This window comes from Paractinoplanes polyasparticus (genome assembly GCF_019710575.1).
Classification (GTDB): domain Bacteria; phylum Actinomycetota; class Actinomycetes; order Mycobacteriales; family Micromonosporaceae; genus Actinoplanes; species Actinoplanes polyasparticus.
In genome coordinates, this window is record NZ_JAHWFK010000026.1 from 1 (window position 1) to 18,129 (window position 18,129).

General features: G+C 70.8%; 17 protein-coding genes. 13 read left to right on the forward strand and 4 right to left on the reverse strand.

All coding sequences use genetic code 11. From position 1 onward, the window contains the following. The first annotated feature begins 292 nt into the window (after window positions 1-292). The 9 genes from KXC43_RS24945 to KXC43_RS24985 all read left to right on the forward strand — a co-directional run bounded on the left by KXC43_RS24945 (window position 293) and on the right by KXC43_RS24985 (window position 9,250). Window positions 293-1,516 carry a hypothetical protein gene (locus KXC43_RS24945; protein ID WP_221378571.1) on the forward strand — a complete coding sequence of 408 codons (1,224 nt, stop codon included), beginning with the start codon at window positions 293-295 and terminating at the stop codon, window positions 1,514-1,516. Between the two features lies 1 nt (window position 1,517). Beyond that, window positions 1,518-2,090 (forward strand): hypothetical protein, encoded by a 573-nt coding sequence (locus KXC43_RS24950; protein ID WP_308129241.1) that lies wholly within the window; start codon window positions 1,518-1,520, stop codon window positions 2,088-2,090. A gap of 62 nt (window positions 2,091-2,152) precedes the next feature. Continuing rightward, the gene (locus KXC43_RS24955) at window positions 2,153-3,115 is read left to right on the forward strand and encodes a glycosyltransferase family 2 protein (RefSeq protein WP_221378572.1); all 963 of its coding nucleotides are present in this window, start codon (window positions 2,153-2,155) and stop codon (window positions 3,113-3,115) included. Then, window positions 3,102-3,470, forward strand: coding sequence for a GtrA family protein (locus KXC43_RS24960; protein ID WP_221378573.1), 369 nt, complete (start codon window positions 3,102-3,104; stop codon window positions 3,468-3,470). Before KXC43_RS24955 ends, KXC43_RS24960 begins: the two co-directional genes overlap by 14 nt. A 14-nt stretch (window positions 3,471-3,484) precedes the next feature. Then, window positions 3,485-4,363: a helix-turn-helix domain-containing protein gene (locus KXC43_RS52810; RefSeq protein WP_221378574.1), complete on the forward strand. Its 879-nt coding sequence runs from the start codon at window positions 3,485-3,487 to the stop codon at window positions 4,361-4,363. A 55-nt stretch (window positions 4,364-4,418) separates the two neighbouring features. Beyond that, the gene (locus KXC43_RS24970) at window positions 4,419-6,251 is read left to right on the forward strand and encodes a maleylacetate reductase and hydroxyquinol 1,2-dioxygenase domain-containing protein (protein ID WP_221378575.1); all 1,833 of its coding nucleotides are present in this window, start codon (window positions 4,419-4,421) and stop codon (window positions 6,249-6,251) included. Beyond that, window positions 6,244-7,977 carry an FAD-dependent monooxygenase gene (locus KXC43_RS24975; protein WP_221378576.1) on the forward strand — a complete coding sequence of 578 codons (1,734 nt, stop codon included), beginning with the start codon at window positions 6,244-6,246 and terminating at the stop codon, window positions 7,975-7,977. The genes KXC43_RS24970 and KXC43_RS24975 overlap by 8 nt, the downstream gene beginning before the upstream one ends. A gap of 38 nt (window positions 7,978-8,015) precedes the next feature. Continuing rightward, entirely contained in the window at window positions 8,016-8,798 is a 783-nt protein-coding gene (locus KXC43_RS24980; RefSeq protein WP_221378577.1) for a hypothetical protein, read from the forward strand. A 5-nt stretch (window positions 8,799-8,803) separates the two neighbouring features. After that, entirely contained in the window at window positions 8,804-9,250 is a 447-nt protein-coding gene (locus KXC43_RS24985) for a hypothetical protein (RefSeq protein WP_221378578.1), read from the forward strand. On the opposite strand, the gene KXC43_RS24990 is transcribed toward KXC43_RS24985, so the two are convergent. Together KXC43_RS24990 and KXC43_RS24995 are read right to left on the reverse strand one after the other, a co-directional pair. After that, a complete protein-coding gene (locus KXC43_RS24990; protein WP_221378579.1) occupies window positions 9,247-10,494 on the reverse strand; it encodes a nucleotide sugar dehydrogenase in 1,248 nt (415 codons plus the stop codon). The two genes, KXC43_RS24985 and KXC43_RS24990, sit on opposite strands and share 4 nt — an antisense overlap. Then, complete coding sequence (locus KXC43_RS24995) at window positions 10,491-12,206, reverse strand: stealth family protein (protein WP_221378580.1); 1,716 nt, start codon at window positions 12,204-12,206, stop codon at window positions 10,491-10,493. The genes KXC43_RS24990 and KXC43_RS24995 overlap by 4 nt, the downstream gene beginning before the upstream one ends. 185 nt (window positions 12,207-12,391) lie before the next feature. On the opposite strand from KXC43_RS24995, the gene KXC43_RS25000 reads away from it, so the two are divergent. The 4 genes from KXC43_RS25000 to KXC43_RS25015 all read left to right on the forward strand — a co-directional run bounded on the left by KXC43_RS25000 (window position 12,392) and on the right by KXC43_RS25015 (window position 16,211). Continuing rightward, entirely contained in the window at window positions 12,392-12,622 is a 231-nt protein-coding gene (locus tag KXC43_RS25000; protein WP_221378581.1) for a hypothetical protein, read from the forward strand. A gap of 65 nt (window positions 12,623-12,687) precedes the next feature. Continuing rightward, window positions 12,688-14,259, forward strand: coding sequence for a signal recognition particle protein (ffh, locus tag KXC43_RS25005; protein WP_221378582.1), 1,572 nt, complete (start codon window positions 12,688-12,690; stop codon window positions 14,257-14,259). Between the two features lie 208 nt (window positions 14,260-14,467). Next, complete coding sequence (locus KXC43_RS25010) at window positions 14,468-15,106, forward strand: Uma2 family endonuclease (protein WP_255644780.1); 639 nt, start codon at window positions 14,468-14,470, stop codon at window positions 15,104-15,106. 25 nt (window positions 15,107-15,131) lie between these two features. Then, window positions 15,132-16,211: an amidohydrolase family protein gene (locus KXC43_RS25015; protein WP_221378583.1), complete on the forward strand. Its 1,080-nt coding sequence runs from the start codon at window positions 15,132-15,134 to the stop codon at window positions 16,209-16,211. On the opposite strand, the gene KXC43_RS25020 is transcribed toward KXC43_RS25015, so the two are convergent. Both KXC43_RS25020 and KXC43_RS25025 read right to left on the reverse strand, forming a co-directional pair. Next, the gene (locus KXC43_RS25020) at window positions 16,201-17,607 is read right to left on the reverse strand and encodes an outer membrane protein assembly factor BamB family protein (RefSeq protein WP_221378584.1); all 1,407 of its coding nucleotides are present in this window, start codon (window positions 17,605-17,607) and stop codon (window positions 16,201-16,203) included. The genes KXC43_RS25015 and KXC43_RS25020 overlap by 11 nt on opposite strands. Beyond that, window positions 17,597-18,103 (reverse strand): SigE family RNA polymerase sigma factor, encoded by a 507-nt coding sequence (locus KXC43_RS25025; RefSeq protein WP_221378585.1) that lies wholly within the window; start codon window positions 18,101-18,103, stop codon window positions 17,597-17,599. Before KXC43_RS25025 ends, KXC43_RS25020 begins: the two co-directional genes overlap by 11 nt. Between the last annotated feature and the right edge of the window lie 26 nt (window positions 18,104-18,129).

Here is an 18,129-nt window from a genome sequence, read left to right on the forward strand (position 1 = left end):
GCGGACGAGGCGAACGCGACCACGACGAGCAGGGTGGCGGGGATCATCGCGATCAGGGCCAGACGCTTGGTGATCGAAGAACGCATCGATTGCCTTCCGGTAAGCGGTCCCGGCTGCTACCGGGGCTCTCACCGTTCTTGTTCGACGCCTGCGCGGAAGAGTTGGTAGCTGGGCCGATGCCCTTCGGGTGCCGGTTGGTTGGCTCCTTCCATGCCGTTTGTGTGACGTTGCCGTGACGGTCCGTGTTGGTGATCGTTAGGCCCTCCAGAGAGCGCCAGAAGGGGGATCAGCCGTGCCGACGACCGTTCACGACGTGGCGATCCTGGCCGACTTCCGCTTCGCCGGGCCCGACGTGGCGGCCGAGGTGCGGGCCCAGGCCGACGCGGCCCTGAGCACCGTGCTGGTGCACGTGCCCCTGCCGGGCGACGACCGGCCGCTGCCGTTCGGGTCGCCGGTGCGCGATCTCATCCGCGACGGCCTGGCCGAGCTGGCTCGCGACGATCAGCCGGTGGAGGCGCGCCTGCTGGTGATCCGGGGGCGCCGGCCGATCGTGGAGGACCTTCCCGACGTACGGGCCGAGCGCACCGTCGCCGTCGACGATCCCGGGCCGAGGGCCGGACGGTCGCACCTGCGCTGGCTGGCCGGCTACGGGATCCGGCCGCGGATCAGCGCGCCCGCCCGGCCCCGGGGCGCCGGGCCGGTGGCGCCCGTACCGACCCGGCGCATGCTGCTGGTCGGCGAGGACGAGGACGCGCTCATCCGGCTGACCGCGATCGCGCGGCGGCTACCGCCCGCGGTGGCCCCGGTGATCGTGACTCAGTCGTCCGGCGCCGTGGACGGGTTTCTCACCGAGCACATCCCGTCCCGCGCGGTCCGTCGCGACCGTCTGGCCCATCTGATCGACCTGCACCGGCCCGAGGTCGTGGTGGTCGACGGCCGGTGGCGCGACCGGCCCGTGGTTCCGGGCGTCGTCTGGGTCAAGGTGGGGCGCGAGGGGACCGAGGGGTTCGATCACGTGCTGGTGCCGGGGGAGCTGGCCGACGGGGCCGAACCGATAACGCTGCTGGACGCGGGGGATCTGCTGGACACCGCGGCCGCCCGCGCGGAGCTGGGGCTGGACGACCGCCCGGCGGCCCTGGTGCGGCTGGACGCGTTGGTGGAGCCGGTCGCCGAGCGGGGCTTCCAGGTGGTCCGGCGCGACCGGGCCGGCCGTCACCTGCGGGCGTTCGACCTGGTGGTCGGTCCGGCCGACTACCACGGCTTCCACGAGCAGCTGCGCTTCGGCATCCCGAGCGTCTTCGTGCCCGACCCGCGGGACCCCGGAGCCGTCCGGGCCCGGTATGCGGAGGCGGCCGGGGTGGCGCTGCCCGTCGGGGAGCTCGACGCGGCGATGCGGCCCGAGGTGCGGGACGCCCTGCGCCGGCGCTGCGAGGAGTTGACGTTCGCCAACGGCGCGAGCGGGGCGGCGACCTGGCTGAGCGGGCTGGCTGCCCGCCGGGAACGGATCGGAGGCTGAGGTGCACGAGACCGCAGTGCAGGTGCCGTCGGCGCGGGAGCCGATCGACGCGATGCAGAGGGCGCGCTGGGAGTTGCGCGCCATGGCCGGGCGGTTGAGGACGATGGAGGCCACGCTCGTCGACGAACGTCGCCGCAGCGAGAAGCTGCGGCGCGAGCGGGACCGGCTGCGGGACGGCCGGTCGCTGCTGCAGCGGTGGTTCCCGGGCTGGTCCCGTACGAAATCGCCCGCCCCCGCCGTGGAAGGCACGCCCGCCTGCCTCTATGTGGTGATCGGCCTCGAGTTCGAGCCGCTGCGCGAGTTCGTGCAGACGCTGCGGCAGCGCGTGCGGATCGAGCCCGGCCACCGTCCGGTGGTGCTGACCGACTGCTCGTCCTTCGCCCTGCTGCGCGACTTCGGTGTGCTGCTGGAATACCTGCCCGACCGGGAGACCTGGGAGCGGCACCGACCCGACCGGTCGTGGGAGGACGTGCTCTCGGAACGGCTGTCCCGGCTCTACCGCGACCACGGAACAGTCCGCACGATTTTTGTGAACCGAGCCCACCCGCCAACCCTGTCGGAACTATTGCGTTGACTGCGGGTCTGTAACTTTTGTTCCCGCGCTGTCGTTGGGCGAGCGTGACGGTATCGAGCCCGATGATCTCCGTAGTGGCGCCCATCTTCAACGAGGGCGCCGGCGTGGACCGCTTCGTGGATCGGCTCGCCGAGGTGCTCACCGCGGCCGGGCTCGCCTACGAGCTCGTGCTGGTGGACGACGGCTCGACCGACGACTCGTGGGACCGGGTGGCCGCGCGGGCGCTGCTCGACGAGCACGTGCGCGGTCTCAAGCTGTCGCGCAACTTCGGCAAGGAGTCGGCCGTGCTGGCCGGGCTCGAGCACGCCGGGGGCGACGCCGTGGTGGTCATCGACTCCGACCTGCAGCACCCGCCGGACGCCATCCCCGAGATGGTGCGGCGCTGGCGGGAGGGCGCCCACGTGGTCGAGGCGGTCAAGCGCAACCGCACCGGTCAGGGCCTGGTCGGCCGGCTCGGCGGCCGCGCGTTCAACAAGGCGTTCACCGGACTGACCCGGGTCGACCTGATCGACGCGACCGACTTCCGGCTGCTCGGCCGCCCGGCCCTCGAGGCCCTGCTGCGCCTGCCCGAGCACTCCTCGTTCTTCCGCGGCACCAGCAGCTGGATCGGCTTCCGGCGCAGCACCATCGAGGTCGACATCGACCAGCGCGCGGGCGGCCGCTCCCGCTGGACGTTCGGCTCGCTGTTCCGGCTCGCGGTCAACGGGCTCACCTCGTTCACCTCGGCGCCGCTGCACCTGGTCACCATGGTCGGCCTGGCATTCGCCGCGTTCGCCGTCCTGCTGGGCGCGCAGACGCTGATCCGCTGGCTCGGCGGCGGCTCGGTGGCCGGCTTCCCCACGGTGATCCTGCTGCTGCTGGTGATGGGCACGTTCCTGCTGCTGGGTCTCGGGGTGATCGGTGAGTACCTGGCCCGCATCCACGAGGAGGTGCGCGGCCGCCCCCGGTACCTCGTGCAGGAGCGGTCGGATCAGATCGCGTCGCTCCCGGAGCAGTGGGTGCGGGCCGAGCGTGCCGAGCGTTGAAAGGCTTCTGCGGTACGGCGTGAGTGGCGCCGCCAGTGCCGTGACCCACGTCGGCGCCGGCTTCCTGCTGGTCCAGGGCCTCGGCATGCGGCCCGTGGTGGCGTCGTCGGCCGGTTTCGTGGCCAGCGTCCTGGTCTCGTACGGCTTGCAACGCGCCTGGGTCTTCCGATCCCCGACCGGCCACCTGACCGCGGGCGGACGCTTTCTGGCCGTCACCGCCGTCGCCTTCGCCCTCAACGCCGCGATCCTCGGACTGGTGGCCGGCCCCTACCTGATCGTCCAGGGGATCGCGCTGGTGGCCGTCCCGATCGTCAACTACGCGCTGAACTCGCGCTGGACCTTCCGCGTCACCTGAGGTGTCATGGTCGGGTGACAGAGCTCACGGTCCAGGACACCAACGGCATCCTCCGGCAGCCCTGGGTCCGGCCCGACCGCACCAGCCGTGGCCTCGGCTGGGAGCAGCTCTATGTCTCGACCCAGAGCGAGCAGCCCTACCAGGCCAGCTTCGGCGGCGCCCCCAGCCACCTGGTGATCCTGCACCTCAACGGCCCGGTCACGGTACGCCGCGGCCACCTCGGCCTGACCAGCACACGCACGGTCCCGCCGGGCGGGCTCTTCGTTCACCCGGCCGGCAAGGACCTCACCGTCGAGCTCGCCGGAGACCTCGACACAGTGCACGCCTACCTCAGCGACGAACTGCTGCGGGCGGCGCACGACGGTGAGCCGGTGGAGCTGGCCGAGGAACTGGGCAGTGTCGACCCGCTCGTGGAACAGCTGCTGCTCAACCTCGACGAGGCGGTGCGCCACTGGGAACCGTCGGCCCGTACTTATGTGGACCTTCTCGGGCAGGCGCTCGCCGCGCAACTCGTCCGGCGGCACAGTGTGCGGGCCCGGGTCGCGCCCCCGCGCTCCGGTGGGGTGCGGGCCGGGCTCACCGATCGGCAGTTCCACGCCGTACGGGAAATGGTCGAGGAGCACCTGGCCGACGCGCTGCCGCTGCGGGAGCTGGCCGGGGCGACCGGGCTGAGCGTGAGCCAGTTCGCGCGGCAGTTCAAGGCGCGCACCGGGCTGTCGCCGCACCAGTTCCTCATCCAGCGCCGGGTCGACGCCGCGAGCCTGCTGCTGCGCTGCACCCGGCTGCCGATCGCCGAGGTCGCGCTGCGCTGCGGCTTCTCGCACCAGGAACACCTGGCCCGGGTGCTGCGGGCCCACCTCGGCATCACGCCCGGGGCCCTGCGCCGCGCCTGAATTGTGCAGCCCGGATGTGCAGGATCTGCCACGCCCGCGAGCCGAGACTGAGCGCGTGGAATCCTTCGTCTACACCGGGCACGCCGCGCGAGTGATCTTCGGCGCGGGCACGTTGAGCCGGCTGCGCGACGAGGTGGAACGACTCGGCGCGACCCGGGTGCTGCTGCTCGGCGGGCGGGGCGAGCGGGCCGCCGAGGTGCTGGGCCCCCTGGTGGTCGCCCGTTTCTCGGGCGTCGCCATGCACACCCCGGTCGAGGTCACCGAGCGTGCCCTGGAGCTCGTTCCCGCCGGCGGCGTGGATTGCCTCGTGTCGGTCGGCGGCGGGTCGGCCACCGGCCTGGGCAAGGCGCTGGCCGGGCGGACCGGCCTGCCTCTGGTCGCGGTCCCCACCACGTACGCCGGCTCGGAGATGACCCCGATCGTGGGCGAGACGGCGGACGGGAAGAAGACCACCCGCAGCGACCCGGCCCTGGCGCCGAAGACCGTGATCTACGACGTCGAGCTCACACTCGGGCTGCCGGTCGGGCTCTCGGTGACCAGCGGGCTCAACGCGATGGCGCACGCGGTCGAGGCGCTCTACTCGCCGGACGCCAACCCGGCGACGGACAACTTCGCGCTCGAGTCGATCACCCGGCTGGCCCGCGCGCTGCCCGTCCTGGCTCAGCGGCCGGACGATCCGGACGCGCGCACCGACGCTCTGCTCGGCGCTTGGCTGGCCGGGATCTGCCTGGGCACAGTCCGGATGGGGTTGCATCACAAGCTCTGCCATCTGCTGGGCGGGTCGTACGGTCTGCCGCACTCGGAGACGCACGCTGTGCTGCTGCCGCACGTGATGGCTGCTTCGTCCCCGACCGCGATGCGCCGGATCGCCGGCGCGCTCGGCGCGACCGATGCCCCTACCGCGGTCTTCGACCTGGCCACCCGGCTCGGCGCCCCCGGCTCGCTGGTCGAACTGGGGCTGGGCGAGGCCGACCTGCCCAAGATCGCCGGCGATGATGTGGGCGTCCTCGCCATTCTCGAGGAGGCCTGGCGGGGCGACCGCCCGGCGGCCCTCGACGACCGGCCCGATCTGACCGCGCTGACCGAGCAGGTGGTGGCCAGCTTCGCCGGGGCCTCGAATCCGCGGACCGCCGAGCTGCTGGGCGACCTCGTGCGGCGGCTGCACGGCTTCGTCGTCGACAACGACCTGACCGAGGCCGAGTGGCTGGGCGCGATCGACTTCCTCACCCGCACCGGGCAGCTGTGCTCGCCCACCCGGCAGGAGTTCGTGCTGCTCAGCGACACCCTGGGCATCTCCAGCGCGGTCGACCTGCTGACCAACTCGCGGTCACCCGACACGACGCCGTCGGCCGTGCTCGGCCCGTTCTACGTCGAGGGGCCGCCGGCCGTGCCCTCGGGCGCGAACCTGGCCGAGGGTCTGCCGGGCGTCCCGCTGCGGGCCGACGTGCGGATCACCGACCTCGACGGCCGGCCGATCCCGGACGCGGTCGTCGACGTCTGGCAGTCCAATCAGGACGGCTTCTACGACGTGCAGCTGCCCGAGCTCGAGGGGCCGGTGCTGCGGGCCCGGCTGCGCTCGGGGGCCGACGGAACGCTGTGGTTCCGGTCGATCCTGCCGTCGGAGTATCCGATCCCTGACGACGGGCCGGTCGGTCAGATGCTGCGGGCCACCGGGCGGCATCCGTACCGGGCGCCGCATCTGCACTTCATGATCAGCGCGCCCGGCCACCGGAAGCTGATCACTCAGCTCTTCGTGGCCGGCGGGCGCTACCTCGACTCCGACGCGGTCTTCGGGGTCAAGGACGAGCTGATCGTCGAGTTCCCACCGGGCCCCGACGGCAGCCGCACCGTCGAGTTCACCTTCAGACTGGGAGCCGGGAATGGCTGATGTCGAGACCGATGTGCTCATCGTCGGCAGCGGGCCCGCGGGTGGCGCCGCGGCCCTTCTGCTGAGCACCTATGGCGTACCGAACATGGTCGTCACCAAGTACGGCCGCCTCTCCGACACGCCCCGCGCGCACATCACCAACCAGCGCACGATGGAGGTGCTGCGCGACGCGGGCATCGAGGACCAGGTGGTCGCCCTGGCCACACCCCAGCACCTGATGGGCGACACGACGTTCTGCTCCAGCCTCGCCGGTGAGGAGCTGGGCCGGCTGCACACCTGGTACACCCACCCGTCACGGCTGGCCGACCACGCGCTGGCCTCGCCGTCGAGCATCTGCGACATGCCGCAGCACCTGATGGAACCGGTGCTGGCGTCGGCCGCGATCGCCCGCGGCACGGCGTTCCGGTACGAGACCGAGTATCTGTCGCACACCCAGGACTCCTCATCCGTTCGCGTCAGGGTTCGCGATCGGCTGCGCGGCGACGAATACACCATCCGCGCGAAGTATCTGATCGGCGCCGACGGCGGCCGCAGCAAGGTGGCCGAGGACATAGGGCTGCCGATGGTCGGCCAGATGGGGGTGGCCGGCAGCATCAACATCGTGTTCGAGGCCGACCTGACGCAGTACACGGCGTACCGGCCGAGCACGCTGTACTGGGTGCTGCAGACCGGATCCGACGTGGGCGGCATCGGGATGGGCCTGGTGCGCTGCGTGCGCCCGTGGCACGAGTGGCTGATCGTGTGGGGCTACGACATCAACGGCGAGCCGCCGGACCTCACCGAGGAGTACGCGCGGCGCATCGCCCACCACCTGATCGGCGACGACACGGTGCCCGTCACGATCAAGTCGTCCTCGGCGTGGACGGTCAACCACCTGTACGCCGAGAACTACCAGAGCGGCCGGGTGTTCTGCATGGGCGACGCCGTGCACCGGCACCCGCCGTCGAACGGGCTCGGCTCCAACACGTCGATCCAGGACGCGTACAACCTCGCCTGGAAACTCAAGATGGTGCTGGACGGGACGGCCGGCCCGGCACTGCTCGACTCGTACACGGCCGAACGCGCGCCGATCGGCAAGCAGATCGTCGACCGGGCGAACCGCAGCATCGGCGACACCACCCGCATCTTCGAGGCGCTCGGCCTGCTCTCAGCCGACGACCCCGAGCAGTTGCGGGCGAACATGGACGCCCGCAAGCTGCCCACGCCGGCTGCCGAGAAGCAGCGCGAGGCCCTGCGCGAAGCCATCGAGTTCAAGAACTACGAGTTCAACACCCACGGCGTCGAACTCAACCAGCGCTACGCCTCGTCCGCCGTCATCCCCGACGGCTCTCCCGTCCCGGCCAACCCGCGCGACGACGAGCTCTACCACCACGCCACCACCTGGCCCGGCGCCAAGCTGCCGCACGCCTGGGTCGGCCTGGGTCGGCAGCGTCTGTCCACCCTGGACATCGGCGGGCGGGGCCGCTTCACACTGATCACCGGGCTCGGCGGCGAGGCCTGGATCGAGGCGGCCGCGGGCCTGCCGGTCGTCGCGGTCACCATCGGGCCCGGCGCCGACTACGAGGACATGTACGGCGACTGGGCCCGCGTGCGCGAGATGGGCGACTCCGGATGCGTGCTGGTCCGCCCGGACAACTACGTCTGCTTCCGCAGCGACGGCCTGCCCGAGGAGCCGGCCACGGTGCTGCGCGAGGCGCTGAGCCGGGTGCTGGGCATCGCTCAGTAGCGCCTAGAATCCCGTCCGATCAGGACGGTGGTGTCGCCATGACGTGGCAGATGCAGTTGCAGGTGACGGTGGAACGGCCGATCGACCAGCCCTTCGGGCAGCCGGGCGAGGTTTGGAGCACCGTGGAGACCGCGGTTCACGGCCCACGCGGTCTGCGCTGGAAGTCGAACGCCTTCACGGCGAAGTCGTGGGACGCCTTCCTCGGCCGGCTGGCCACCGTGCCCCACCATGCAGCGCTCTCTCTGATCACGCTCGACCGGCAGGGGTTTCCGAATGCGTTCCCGACGTTCTCGGTGGCCTTGGACACCAACGACGATGACCACGGGTGGCTGTTCCTCAAGGTTCGGTTCGGCCCGGAACTGCTCGACGACCGCGACTTCCAGAAGTCGACGCTGGCCTTCGCGCGCAGTTTCGCGGAGGCGACGGATCTGGCGTACGCCGAGATCTCGTACGACCGGGGCAGCGGGCGGACCGCCTACGAGGACGTCTTCCGTGGCCGGCCCGGCCGGACCGCACTCACCAGCCGCGAGACGCTCCGGGGCTATGCCTGGCTGACGGTCTGCCCACGGGAGATCGGCGAGCGGCTGGGCGGTCTCGACACGTTCCGCGGCAGCGGCGCGTTCGCCGAGGCTGAGCGCCTGCCTGCCGGCGGCTACTGGCTGCTGGCGACCGAGGACTGGCGTGACTTCGGTCCGGCGGCGGCCGAACGGATCTTCCCGGTGCTGGCGCCGGCGCTGCGGCCGGGCCCGCCGATGCAGGACGTGCCCGACGATCCGCCCTACTACGTGTCGCGCCGCAACGCGGCCGAACTCCAAGGCTGAGGCGCATGGGATACAGCGGCCGCATTCTGGTGGCTCGGATCGGGGGCCCGTATCGGGGCGGGGCCGCGCCGGTTCTGTGGGAGAGCGAGCGGAAGGACGGCTGGCGCTGGATCCAGTTCGACGGTGATGCTGCGGGCGCTCTGGCTGAAACGGTTGCGAGCACGGGGATGCCGGCGCTCTGGGCATACATCATGGACAGTGACGTGGCCGACGTCGAGGCACTGACCCCGGGCGGGCAGCGGTGGCGCACCTATCTGCATCCGGATGTCGCCGAGGAGTTCGGGGCGCCGCCGCTCGTGCTGTCGGTGGACGAGGTGGTTGCCGCGGCCCTCGACTGGGCGGCGCAGGCCGGGCTGACCGCCGATCCGGGCGCCGTACGGGCTGCTCTGGAAGCTGTCAACGTCGAGGTCGAGGAGACCCTGGCCGCGCTGGTCACCGCGCTCGGTACCTAGAGGCGGTGGGCCTGCGGAACCGTTGTGGCGCCGCGCGTGTCGAAGAAGCGCTTGGCCAGCGCGGCCAGCTCATCGGCGTCGTAGGCGCGGTGTTTCTGCACCAGGATGACCAGGTCGGCCGAGGTCACCGTGCCCCGCAGGTCGCCGGCCCGGGGCACGATCCAGTCGGTCACGAACGGGTCGTGGAAGACGACGTCGGCGCCCAGCGACTGCAGATGACGGGCCAGGGGTTCGGCCGGGGACTCGCGCTGGTCGGCGATGTCCGGCTTGTAGGTGACGCCCAGCAGCAGGATCGTGGCGCCGTGTACGGCCTGGCCGTCGGTGTTCAGCAGGTTCTGGGCGCGGCGGGCCACGTACGAGGGCATCGTCGCGTTGATCTCCTGGGCCAGCTCTACGAAGCGGAACGGGTAGCCCAGCCGGCTGCGCACGTTGTGCGAGAGGTAATTGGGGTCGATCGGGATGCAGTGGCCGCCCACTCCGGGGCCGGGATAGAACGCCTGGAAGCCGAACGGCTTGGTCGACGCCGCGTGGATCACGTCCCACAGGTCGATGCCGAGCTCGTGGCAGAACCGGGCCATCTCGTTGACCAGCGCGATGTTCACGTGCCGATAGGTGTTCTCCAGCAGCTTGGCCGTTTCCGCCTCGCGGGTGCCGCGCGTGCGCACCACCGTGTCGACGAAGCGGCCGTAGAAGGCGGCCGCCCGTTCGGTGCAGGCCGGGGTGTAGCCGCCCACCACCTTGGGAGTGTTGCGCGGGCCGAACTGCTCGTTGCCGGGGTCGATGCGCTCGGGCGAGAACGCCAGGTGGAAGTCGAAGCCCGCCACCAGACCCGACAGTTCCTCGAGCAGCGGGCGCACCACCTCGTCGGTCGTGCCGGGATACGTCGTCGATTCCAGGACCACGAGCATTCCCGTACGCAGATTCCGGCCGATCGCCGCCGTGGCGCCGGTGACCGCCCGCAGGTCGGGGCCGTCGCCCTCGGACAGCGGGGTGGGCACACAGATGACGGCGTGGGCGGCCGTGGCGATCAGCGATTCGTCGGTGGTCGGGGTGAAGCCTCCGGCCAGCATCCCGGCGACGTCGTCGTCACTCAGATCGTCCACATGGGAGCGTCCCGCCTGCAGGCCGGCCACCACGTCGGGCCGGACGTCGAACCCGGCGACGGACAGACCCGCGCGCACGGCCTGCTGCGCCAGCGGCAACCCGACGTACCCGAGCCCCAGCACGACCACGTCGAAGCTCATCGCGTCGCCTCCGAGAGCGGGGCCCGGCTGATCTGTCGCGCCACCACCGGCGTACGCGGGGAAATGGTGCCCGCCCGTGGGATCGCCAGCTCCCAGCGGGAGGGAAAGGGCAGGTACGCCGGCAGGAACTCGGCCAGCAGGGCAGCCTGCTCGGCCACCGCCTCGGGGCTGCTCTGCGTGTCGTTGAGGCAGAACGCGTCGAGGTGCCGGTCGTGCAGCAGGCGGGCCAGGCGGAACGGGGTCTGCGGATCGGCCAGATCGGTGTAGAGGTAACGGATCTCACCGGGGGCTGCTCGCCCGGTCAGGTACGCGTAGTACTGCTGCAGCGACGAGAGCAGCGCGATGTCCTCGGGATGCCGGAACTGGTGCCCGGCCGTCGCCGCCACCCGGTCGGCGAAGCGCAGCTCGATCTCGTTCAGCACGCTGCGCCGCGACGGGTGCGGGGTGTGCTTCATCTTCCGGGTCAGCACCCGGCCGAACGCCCGCTGGATGAGGTCGCGGTTGTTCTTGCCGGCCGAGTCGGCGGGGGTGTCGCCCGGGGTGCGCGGCGCCGATCCGACCAGCGCCGCCGAGGGAAAGAACCGGGTCAGCCCGCCCGGCGTGAAGAACATCTCGGGCGCCACCGGGCGGCCCAGGAAGACGTCGTCGTTCAGATAGAGGAAATGCTCGCTGAGGCCCGGGATGCGGTGCAGCCGCGACTCGATCGCCTGCGAGTTGAAGGTGGGCAGCCGTCCCGTGTCGCCGAAGATCTCGCGGTGGCTGACCACGGTCAGGTCGCTCCGCGTGGTGTCCAGCCAGGCCGGCACCTGGTCGTCGGTGACCACGAAGACATGCCGGATCCAGGGCGCGTACGCGTGCAGCGACCGCAACGAGTACCGCAGCTCGTCCCGCGAGACGAAGCGCGAGTCGTTGGCCGTCTGCTCGTTCGAGCCGGCCACCCAGCCGTTCTCGCGCAGCGCCCGTGCCTTACGGGCTCGCCAGGCCGGGTCGTCGCCGTCGACCCAGGTGTAGACGGCGTCGATCGGGAACGCGACCCGGTCCGGGCTGACCATCGTGAACACCTCGCGGGTGCGGTAGCGGCGGGCCCCGCCGGGCGCCCCGAACGGCCCGAAGACCGGCTCGGCCACGACGATCTCGGGCTCGTCAGCCGGCACCACGTCGGCTACCGGGTTGCTGCGCGGGCCGACCAGGTTGCCGCCCTCGGCCTTCCAGAACTCGACCTCGCAGCCGTACTCGGTGCCGAACGTCAGGCGGCCCTGCGGGTCGGTGACCGGCCAGCTCAGCCGCCATACGCGGGGCGCGACGGCCTCCAGGTGGGCGTCGAGTTCCCGCAGCACGCCGAGGGCGCGGTTGCGGTCGGTCTCGGCCACGGCCACGCCGGTACGGGTGAGGTCGGCCACCGGGATGCGGAACCACCCGATGCCGGCGCTGGTGAGGGCGTCGAGCACGCGGTCGAGGTTCTCCCGGCGTACGCCCGAGGGGTGGGCGTCGAGGCGGCGCCGGGCGGTGAGCCGCCCCGAGGCTGTGCGGACCCGCAGGGCGGGCGCGTCGGTGATCGGCTTGAGCCGGCGCCGCGGGCCGAGCGGGACGAGCTGCCGCGCCACCCGCAGGCGGCGGGATTCCGGCACGAGCGGAAGCAGGCGGCGCTGCACCTGGCCGAGCAGGCGCCGGCGTACGGGCCAGGGCGTCAACTGGAGGATCCGGGGGCTCACGGACCGCCCAACGGCGACCTCTCCGGCGAGTTGCGCCGCATAGACGGCTTAGGTGGGTTATGGGCGTTTTGGGATACTCAATCGTGGTCGACCCCTACGGGGACGCGCTCAGGGTTACGGCTGATGCGGAGGCTTGCCCTGCTGCGTCATGGTGGAGGTCGATGCTTTTATCTTGGGAGGCCGGGATGGGTAAGGCCGTCGCATTTCTGGTGGCAATGATCGCCGGAGTGATCGCTGTCGGCTGGGTGGTCAGCTCGCTGATCGGCCCGGTGCTGTTCTACCTGATCGTGGGCGCCCTCGCGGTCGGTGGCGGGTATTACCTCTACTCGAAGGCCAAGAAAGGCCTCGCCCCGGGCACCCGCACCCAGCGGCGCATCGAGGCGGCTCAGAAGACGTACCGGATGCGGAACCGGTAAGGCTTCCCGCGGGCGGCTAGGCTTGCCTCATCGCCGCTCTCTTCTGACCAACGGGAAGTCTCACCGTGTTTGACACTTTGAGTGACCGCCTCTCCGGGATCTTCACCAAGCTCCGGGGCAAGGGCAAGCTCACCGACGCCGACATCGACGCCACCGCCCGCGAGATCCGTCTCGCGCTGCTCGAGGCCGATGTCGCGCTGCCCGTGGTCAAGGCCTTCATCTTCAACCTCAAGGAGCGTGCCCGCGGGGCCGAGGTCTCGCAGGCGCTCAACCCGGCCCAGCAGATCATCAAGATCGTCCACGAGGAGCTCGTCACCGTCCTCGGCGGCGAGGGCCGGCGGCTCCAGTTCGCCAAGCAGCCGCCCACGGTGATCATGCTGGCCGGCCTCCAGGGCGCCGGTAAGACGACGCTGGCCGGCAAGCTGTCCCGCTGGCTCAAGGGCCAGGGCCACCAGCCGCTGCTCGTGGCGGCCGACCTGCAGCGCCCCAACGCGGTCAACCAGCTCCAGGTCATCGCCGGCCGGGCCGGCGTCGACATCTACGCGCCCGAGCCCGGCAGCGGCATCGGCGACCCGGTCCAGGTGGCCCGCGACTCGATCGACGTCGCCAAGCGCACCGCCAAGGACATCGTCATCGTCGACACCGCCGGTCGCCTCGGCATCGACGAAGACATGATGCAGCAGGCCCGCGACATCCGCGACGCCGTCGACCCCGACGAGGTCCTGTTCGTCATCGACGCCATGGTCGGCCAGGACGCGGTGCAGACGGCCGAGGCCTTCCGCGACGGCGTCGGCATCACCGGCGTGGTGCTCTCCAAGCTCGACGGCGACGCCCGCGGTGGCGCCGCGCTGTCGGTCCGGCAGGTCACCGGCGAGCCGATCCTCTTCGCGTCGACCGGTGAGAAGCTCGAGGACTTCGACCTCTTCCACCCCGACCGCATGGCCAGCCGCATCCTCGGCATGGGCGATGTGCTCACCCTCATCGAGCAGGCCGAGCAGGCCTTCGACGAGGACCAGAAAGAGAAGATGACCGGCAAGCTCCTCGCCGGTGAGAGCTTCACGCTGGAAGACTTCCTCGACCAGCTGATCGCCGTGCGGCGGATGGGCCCGATCGCCAACATCCTCGGCATGATGCCCGGCATGGGCCAGATGAAGGACCAGCTGGCCGAGCTCGACGACAAGCACTTCGACAAGGTCGCCGCCATCATCCGCTCGATGACCCCCGGCGAGCGCACCAACCCCAAGATCCTCAACGGCTCCCGCCGCGCCCGCATCGCCAACGGCTCGGGCGTCACCGTCATGGACGTCAACCAGCTGCTCAACCGCTTCGCCGACGCGCAGAAGATGATGAAGCAGATGGGCGGCATGATGGGCCTGCCCGGCGGCAACCGGCGCAAGGCCACCAAGAGCCCGAAGAACAAGCGCAAGGGCACCAAGGGCGGCAACAACAGGCCCCGTACGGGTGGGGGCGGCGGTCTGCCGGCCGGCTTCCCGGGTGGCATGCCCCAGCTGCCCCCGGGCCTCGACCCGAACGCCCTGGGTGGCGCGGGTGGAGCGGGCGGCTTCAACCTCCCCAACCTCGACTTCAACAAGCTGATGAAGCAGCAACAGCAGAAGAAGGACGACGACAAGCGCTGACCGGACGATCGCAGACTGGTCACTAAGCAATTAGCTTATGACTATGTTTGTTGATTGCCTGCTGCCCGACGTCGAGTTCGCGATCGACGACCTCGCGATCCTGCCGGACGAAGAAGTGCGGCGCCCGACGCTGGGTAGGCTGCGATCAGGCCGACGTCCTCGCCGGTCTGATTGATATTGGCATAGAGCAACTGGTCGGGTGACTAGTATGATGGAGCGCGATCCCATCGAGGAGGATTCGATGACCGCTGTTCTCTCCCTGGTCGACCCTCGCCTGCTCGAGCGGCACGACTTGACCGTCGATGACCTGGCTGACCTTCCCGAGGATCTTCGTTACGAGTTGATCGACGGAAGGCTCGTCTTGACCCCCCACGCGCTTCCTATCCATCAGATCATCGTCAACCGAACAGTTAACGCGGTCGAAGCGCAGTGTCCGGAGTTCGAGTACGTCGTCAACGGTGAACAGGCAGTTCGCATGGGTCTGCGGAGCGAGCTCAAGCCAGACGTCGTCCTCATCCGCGCGGAGGGCGCGAACCGATCGCCGGTGCTGCCGGCTGATGTCCCGCTCGTCGTGGAGATCATTTCCAGATCCTCGAAACACTACGACCGCAACAACAAGATGAAGGACTACGCTCTCGCCGGTATCCCTCACTACTGGATCATTGATCCGCTGGATGTCCAGGTGACCTTCACGCAATACCGGTTAGGCGTGGATGGCAATTACCACCGTCAGCTCCAGACCGACGAGCTGGTCACCATCCACGAACCGTGGGAGATCACGTTGGACCTTCCTGCGTGGACACGCAAGCGCGACTACCTCGATGAGGTCGGCCGCCCGGACAGGTGAGGTCACCATCGGGTAGGACTGTTCTATGGCTCTGCATGTGCGTGGGACTGTGCTGCCCGACGGGGACGTGAAAGATCTTTGGCTGGTGGGGGATCGGGTCACGTTCGAGCCGGTCAGGGACGCTGAGACGATCAGTGACGGCGGGTTCGTGGTGCCGGGGCTGGTTGACGCGCACTGTCACCTGGGAATCGCGTTCGGGGCCAAGCCGATCACCCGCCTGGAGCAGGCCCGGGAACTGGCGGTCACCGACCGCGACGCGGGAGTGCTGGCGTTGCGGGACGCGGGGTCGCCCTATCCCTATCCCGAGCTGGAGGACGAGCCGGAGATTCCGCGTCTGGCCCGGGCCGGGCGGCACGTGGCGCCGCCGAAGCGGTATCTGCGGGACGTCGGTGTCGAGGTCGACGGGATCGATGACGTGCGCGCTGCCGTCACCGAGCAGGCCCGGGCGGGCAACGGGTGGGTGAAGCTCGTCGGCGACTGGATCCACCGCGACAAGGGAGACCTCGCCCCGTCCTGGGATGCCGAGACCATGGCGGCCGCAGTCGATGCGGCGCACGCGGCCGGGGTGCGGGCGGCGGTGCACACGTTCTCCGAGGAGGGCGTCGACATCATGGTGCGCGCCGGCGTCGACTCCGTGGAGCACGGCACCGGGCTGTCCCTCGACCTGATCGACGAGATGGCCCGGCGCGGCACCGCCCTGGTGCCCACAATGATCAACATCCGGACGTTCGCCGGCATCGCCGAGCGGGCCCGGGACAAGTTCGACACGTACGCCGACCACATGATCCGCCTGATGGAAGGCTTCCCGGCCGTCGTGCGGGCCGCTCACGAAGCCGGGGTTCCCATCTACGTCGGCACCGACGCCGGCGGCGGCATCCGGCACGGCCTGGTCGCCGAGGAGATGCTGATCCTCGAGGAGGCCGGCCTGCCCGCCGAGGACATCCTGGCCGCCGGCTCGTGGCGTGCCCGTGAATGGCTCGGCTTCCCCGGCCTGGTCGAGGGCGGCCTGGCCGACCTGATCGTCTACGAGGCCGACCCACGCGCGGACCTGCGAGTGGTCCGCGCGCCGAGCCGCATCGTCCTCAAGGGCCGCGTCATCCGGTAAGGCTCCAGGTTCTCACCTCGGTCTCGGACGGGCAGACGATCCGGGTGTCCGTGTTGACGCACATGCTCGCCGGCACCGGCATCTGACCCAGGGTGGTCGTCCGGCCGTCGGAGAGCCGCATCTTCTGCACGGTGCCCTCCTTGGTGACCACCAGCAGTCCGTCGTCCCCGAGCCAGTGCAGGCTGTCGGAACCGGTGATCGCGGTGACCGGTCGCCCGGACGGGTCGAGCAGCGTGGCCTCGTTGCCGGCGAGCATCGAGTAGCCGCGCATCGAGAAGCCGTACGCGCCGCCCCGGGGACCGGCCATCTGCCAGAGCTGCTGCCCGCCGGCCACCTCGATCGCCCGGACCGTCGTGTTCACGTCCCGGTCGGTCTCGGACACGCAGAGCCGCCCCGACCCGCACGGCCACAGGGAGCCCACCTCGTGCCCGGCCGGCAGGTCGAGCAGCACGGACGAGTTCCCGCTCGACAGGTCGGTCGCGCGGACCCGGAAGGGGCTGGTCACTCCGGCCGACCGCTCGTTGTTGAAGAGCCAGCCCTCGTACGCGATGAAGGTATAGCCCTGACCCGGCGCCGGAATCGTGGTCGTCTTCAGCAGCCGGCCGTCGGTCGTGTCCACCACCCGCACCTGGCCGCTCTTCGTCACCTGCACCATCCGGTCGTCGGTCTGGCGGGTGATGTCCTCGTCGTTCGCGGTCCGCATGCCGACCGTGTACTGCGCCCGGTCGGCGCCGGCCGGCACCGACCACAGGGTCGCCCCGGTCGACCAGTCGAACGCCTCGGTCCGGCCCGTCCCGGCCTCGGTCCGCACCAGCCCGCGGTCGTTGACCAGCAGGCTGTCGGCGACCGCGCTCTTCACCTTCCAGCGTTCCCGCCCGGTGGCCGGATCGAGCACGTGGATCTCCCGGTCCGGGTAGATGTCGTTCAGCGGCACGGCGTCGCTGTCCGGGACGACGAAGACCAGCAGGGCCTGGGGCACCGCGGTGACGCTGGCGAAGTCGTCGAACCGGCCGAGCGAGCGGGCCGGCCACGCCACTGCGGCGGTGTGCAGGTCTTGCGCGACGACCCGGACCGTGCCGTCCGCGGACCGCCAGGCGGTGAAGGAGCGTTCCCCGGCGATCGTCGAGTACGCGGCAGAAGCCTTCCCGCCGAACTCGATCGGCGACCCCACCTCGGTCAGCGGCCGGACCGGCGCGACCGGCTGAGCATCGTGCCGCTGCGGGCGCAGGCCGGCCACCACCCCCACGGCGACCAGCAACACGACGGCGGCCGCCAGCACGGCCTGGTTGCGGTTGCGTTGCCGGCCCCGGCAGCGGGCCCGCTCGGCCGCCCCGAGCGGGACGGCGTCGGCCGCACGGGCCAGGCCGACGAACAGGTCATCCAGGTCAGCGGGCATCTCGGGCTCCTTCCGGCGCGCGCTCGTCGCCGAGGACCGCCGCCAGGCCGGTCCGGCCGCGGGACAGCCAGGACTTCACGGTGCCGGTGGACGCCCCGGTCTCGGCGGCGATCTCGGCGATGGAACGGTCGAGCAGGTAGTGCAGGGCCAAGGCCCGGCGATGGACCATCGGCAGGGTGCGCAGGGCGCGGATCAGCAGCACGGTGTCCTCGGAGGGCGGCGCGGCGGGTAACGGCGGTCGTTCGGCGGCGGCGCGGGCCCGGCGTACGCCGAGACGGCGCCAGCGGTCGGCCGAGAGCCGGTTGACCACCAGGCGCAGCCACGCCTCCTGATCCTCGTAGCCCGAGAGCTGCCGCCAGCGCTGCCAGGCCCGGGCGTACGCCTCCTGCACGAGGTCTTGCGCGTCGGCCGGGTCGCCGGTCAGCCCGTACGCGTAGCGGGCCAGGCGCCGGGATGTGTCCCGGTAGAAGTTGTCGAACTCGTCTGCGTCTTTCACCGTGCACCGCCCTTCCACCTAGGACA

Coding starts and splice junctions, on each gene's coding strand:
- KXC43_RS24955 (WP_221378572.1), top strand. CDS start 2,153: ATGATCTCCGTAGTGGCGCCCATCTTCAACGAGGGCGCCGGCGTGGAC.
- KXC43_RS24975 (WP_221378576.1), top strand. CDS start 6,244: ATGGCTGATGTCGAGACCGATGTGCTCATCGTCGGCAGCGGGCCCGCG.
- KXC43_RS24980 (WP_221378577.1), top strand. CDS start 8,016: ATGACGTGGCAGATGCAGTTGCAGGTGACGGTGGAACGGCCGATCGAC.
- KXC43_RS24985 (WP_221378578.1), top strand. CDS start 8,804: ATGGGATACAGCGGCCGCATTCTGGTGGCTCGGATCGGGGGCCCGTAT.
- KXC43_RS24990 (WP_221378579.1), bottom strand. CDS start 10,494: ATGAGCTTCGACGTGGTCGTGCTGGGGCTCGGGTACGTCGGGTTGCCG.
- KXC43_RS25000 (WP_221378581.1), top strand. CDS start 12,392: ATGGGTAAGGCCGTCGCATTTCTGGTGGCAATGATCGCCGGAGTGATC.
- KXC43_RS25010 (WP_255644780.1), top strand. CDS start 14,468: ATGATGGAGCGCGATCCCATCGAGGAGGATTCGATGACCGCTGTTCTC.
- KXC43_RS25015 (WP_221378583.1), top strand. CDS start 15,132: ATGGCTCTGCATGTGCGTGGGACTGTGCTGCCCGACGGGGACGTGAAA.
- KXC43_RS25020 (WP_221378584.1), bottom strand. CDS start 17,607: ATGCCCGCTGACCTGGATGACCTGTTCGTCGGCCTGGCCCGTGCGGCC.